Source organism: Micromonospora sp. D75 (genome assembly GCF_018070405.1).
GTDB lineage: Bacteria > Actinomycetota > Actinomycetes > Mycobacteriales > Micromonosporaceae > Micromonospora > Micromonospora chalcea.
In genome coordinates this window covers 1-3,725 of record NZ_JAGPXV010000590.1, presented here as the reverse complement: position 1 = coordinate 3,725, position 3,725 = coordinate 1, and the positions used below count along the sequence as shown (strand labels likewise).

Here is a 3,725-nt window from a genome sequence, read left to right as displayed (position 1 = left end):
CAACAGGCGGAAGACCCGCTGCGCGAGCGGCGACACCTGCTCGTACGACAACGCGAAGGCGCCGGCCACCGACCGCTCTCCCGCGACCAGCTCGGCCAGCGGGTCGGACGCGCCGGCCAGCCGCTCCGCCAGGTCGGCCACCCGCCACCGCGGCCGGTGCGCGAGCCGGGCCCCGGCCAGCCGCAGGGCCAGCGGAAGGTGTCCGCAGCGGCGGGCCACCTCCATCGCCGCCTCGGGCTCGGCGGCCACCCTCTCCGCGCCGGCCACGCGGGCCAGCAGCTCGACCGCCTCGTCGGCGTCGAGTACCGGCAGCGAGGACGGGCGGCCCGAGTCCAGGCCGATCAGGCGACGACGGCTGGTGATCAGTATCAGGCAGTCCGGACCGTTGGGCAGCAGCGGTGCGACCTGGCCGGCGTCGGCCGCGTTGTCGAGCACCACCACGGCCCGACGCCCGGCCAGCTCGGAACGCCACATCGCCAGCCGGTCCGTCGGGTCGGCCGGCACCCGTTCAGCCGGCACGCCGAGCTGCCGGAGCAGGGTGGCGGCGGCCACTGTCGTACTGAGCGGGCTGCGGTCGCTGTGCCCGTGCAGGTCGATGAAGAGCTGCGCGTCGGGGAACCGGCCGGCCACAGCGGTCGCCACCTGCACGGCCAGCGTGGTCTTGCCGCTGCCGCTGGGCCCGAGCAGCCCGGTCACCGTGCCCCGGGGCACCCCGCAGGTGATGCCGTGCAGCACCCGCCGCCCGCCCCGGTCGACCACCAGCTCGCGGACCGACACCGCGTCGTCCATGCTCGCCTCCGTCAATTCATCACCCGATGAACTCAACGCTAGATGAATTCCGTCGGCGAGGCAACGAGGGACTTGACTTCGAGTGGGCTCGAACTGGAAGCCTGGAGGGCGTGGACATCAGCACGCGGGAGACGAGCCTCACCGTGGGTGAGGCGGCGGAACGGGTCGGCCTGACCACCTACACGCTGCGCTGGTACGAGCAGGAGGGGCTGGTGGGCCGCGTCGGACGGGACTCCTCCGGCCGCCGGCGCTACACCGAGTCCGACGTCAACTGGCTGTTCCTGCTCACCCGGCTGCGGCGCACCGGGATGCCGGTGCGCGACATGCGCCGCTACGCCGAGCTGGCCCGGCACGGCGACAGCACGCTCGGCGCGCGGCGGGCGCTGTTCGAGGCGCACCGCGCCCGGGTGCTGGCCCGGATGGCCGAGCTGGAGGAGGACCTGAAGGTTCTCGAACACAAGATCGACGCGTACCGGCGGGCGGAGGAGGAGTCGGGCTGAACACCCGGCGGCGGACAGGGAGTCCGGCATCGGAAGATCAGGTTTCGGCACCATGAGGCAGTGGGTCCAGCTCCGTTGTCCGACACCGGGTTCCTCGACCTCTGGGCCGCCCGCCTGCGGCACGCCGCCGACCGGCCGGTCGTCGGGATCATGCTGCGGGGCAGCCACGCCCGGCGGGCCGCCACCGAGCACAGCGACGTGGACGTGGACGTGCTGGTGGCCGCCGACGAGCCACGCGCCACCGGCGGGCCCCGGCAGGTCACGTCCCGCCGCGGCACGCCGTACGCGGCCCGGCGGGCGTACCTGACCGAGTTCGGCGGCCGCCTGGTGCACGTCTCCGTGGCCGCCCGCGACGTCCGCTCCTGGGTACGCCGGCTCGGCCAGCCCGCCGACTGGGCGTTCGGCCTCCCGGTCACCGCGCCGGCCCGGCTGCTCTGGGCGGTGCCGGAATGGCGGCGCCGGATCGACCTGCCGGTGCTCTGCCAGCCCGCCGACGAGCCGCGCCTGGAGGAGCTGATCGCCACGCTGGGCAAGGTCGCCGCCGCGCGCCTGGCCGGTGACCCGGTCGGGGTCCGGCTCGCCGCGGCCGACCTGGCCCGGCTCTGCCCCTCGGTGCTGCGGCCGGCCAACCCGTCGGTGCGCGTGGTGTCCCGCCGGGCCGCCCTGACCGCCGCGCTGGACCTGCCGGTCGCCCCGCCCGGCTACCGCGACGACATGCTCCTCTGCCTCGGGCTGCGCCCCGGCGACCCGGCCGAGGTCGGCGCCGCCGCCGGACGGCTGGTCAACGGCATCCTCCCGCTGGTGCGCCCGTACGCGGCGGAGATCGCCCGGGCCACCGGGACCGACCTGGCCGAGGCGCTCACCGACGGCCGGGCGGACCGCTACCTGCGGCAGCTGGGCCGGGCGCTGGCGACGGTGACGCCCGCCTCCCGGGACACGTCGGCGGTACCCGGGCCGCGTGCGGGAGAATGGTCAACCGTGCCCGCCCCTGACGCGCCGCTGACCGGCGCCCCCAGTCCCGGCCCGGCCCGGCCGTCCCGGCTCGACCCGGCCATCGCGGCCAAACTCCGCCGCACCCCGGACGGCCTGGTCGCCGCCGTGGTCCGCGCCCACGACACGGGCGAGGTGCTGATGGTCGCCTGGATGGACGACGAGGCGCTGCACCGCACGCTCACCACCGGCCGGGCCACCTACTGGTCGCGCAGCCGCGGCGAGTACTGGGTCAAGGGCGCCACCTCCGGCAACCACCAGTACGTGCGCTCGGTGGCCCTGGACTGCGACGGCGACGCGCTGCTGGTCAGCGTGGAGCAGGTCGGCGCGGCCTGCCACACCGGGCAGCGCACCTGCTTCTTCACCGACCTGCCGGTCAGCTCACCGGAGGAGACCCCGTGACCGACGGCACCGTCAGCCCGGACCGGTCCACCTTCGCCGACCTGGCCGCCCGCTGGCGGGTCGTGCCGGTGACCCGGCGGCTGCTCGCCGACGCCGAGACCCCGGTCGGGGTCTACCGCAAGCTGGCCGGCGGTCCCGGCACGTTCCTGCTGGAATCCGCCGAGCAGGGCGTCGGTTCGGCCGGCACGGCCTGGTCGCGGTACTCGTTCATCGGCGTCCGTAGCAGCGCCACGCTCACCGAGCGGGACGGCGAGGCGCGCTGGACCGGCACACCGCCCGCAGGCGTACCGACCACCGGGGACCCGGTCACCGTGCTCCGCGAGTCGGTCGACGCGCTCGCCGGCCCGGCCTGGGACCCGGCCGGCGGAATGCCGCCGCTGACCGGCGGGCTGGTCGGCTACCTCGCCTACGACCTGGTCCGCCGCTTCGAGCGGCTGCCCGAGCTGACCGAGGACGAGCTGGACGTGCCCGAGCTGGGCATGATGCTCGCCACCGACCTGGTGGTGCTCGACCACTACGAGGGCTCGGCGATCCTGGTCGCCAACGCGGTCCTGCCCCCGCTCGATACGCCCGGGCGGGCGGAGCTGGTCGACGCCGCGTACCACCACGCGGTGGGTCGCCTGGACGCCATGACCACCGCGTTGTCCCGACCGATCCCGCCCATGGTGTCCACCGTCGGCCGGCCGGGCGTCGGCGAGGTGGTCAGCCGGACCCCGGAGGGCGGCTACCCGAAGGCCGTGGCGGCGGCCAAGGAGGCGATCCGCGCCGGCGAGTGCTTCCAGATCGTGCTCAGCCAGCGTTTCGAGCGCCCCACCGAGGCCGACCCGCTGGACGTCTACCGGGTGCTGCGCACCACCAACCCCAGCCCGTACATGTACCTGCTGCGCTTCGACGGCTTCGACATCGTCGGGTCGTCCCCGGAGGCGCACCTCAAGGTCAGCGCCGGCCCGGACGGGCGGCGGCGGGCCCTGCTGCACCCGATCGCCGGCACCCGGCCGCGCGGCGGTCGAGCGGGGCACCCGGGACGCGTGGGACGCGCTGGAC

At 75.5% G+C, this 3,725-nt stretch carries 3 protein-coding genes and 2 pseudogenes; 4 read left to right on the top strand and 1 reads right to left on the bottom strand.

Going from position 1 to position 3,725, the window contains the following annotated elements; all coding sequences use genetic code 11:
* Positions 1 to 687 (bottom strand): annotated as a pseudogene (locus KBX39_RS26005) (NB-ARC domain-containing protein); the annotation flags it as partial.
* A 212-nt stretch (positions 688 to 899) separates the two neighbouring features.
* Between KBX39_RS26005 and KBX39_RS26000 the strand changes: the two are divergent.
* The 4 genes and pseudogenes from KBX39_RS26000 to KBX39_RS25990 form a co-directional block, all read left to right on the top strand.
* On the top strand, positions 900 to 1,289 hold the full coding sequence (locus tag KBX39_RS26000) for a MerR family transcriptional regulator (RefSeq protein ID WP_064445250.1): 390 nt from the start codon (positions 900 to 902) through the stop codon (positions 1,287 to 1,289).
* A gap of 150 nt (positions 1,290 to 1,439) precedes the next feature.
* Positions 1,440 to 2,087: pseudogene (locus tag KBX39_RS33585) on the top strand (phosphoribosyl-AMP cyclohydrolase); the annotation flags it as partial.
* A gap of 180 nt (positions 2,088 to 2,267) precedes the next feature.
* Positions 2,268 to 2,681, top strand: a complete 414-nt coding sequence (hisI, locus tag KBX39_RS33580) for a phosphoribosyl-AMP cyclohydrolase (RefSeq protein WP_043331113.1) — start codon at positions 2,268 to 2,270, stop codon at positions 2,679 to 2,681.
* A partial coding sequence (locus KBX39_RS25990; RefSeq protein WP_210872968.1) for a chorismate-binding protein occupies positions 2,678 to 3,725 on the top strand: 1,048 nt, incomplete at its 3' end. The genes hisI and KBX39_RS25990, both read left to right, overlap by 4 nt.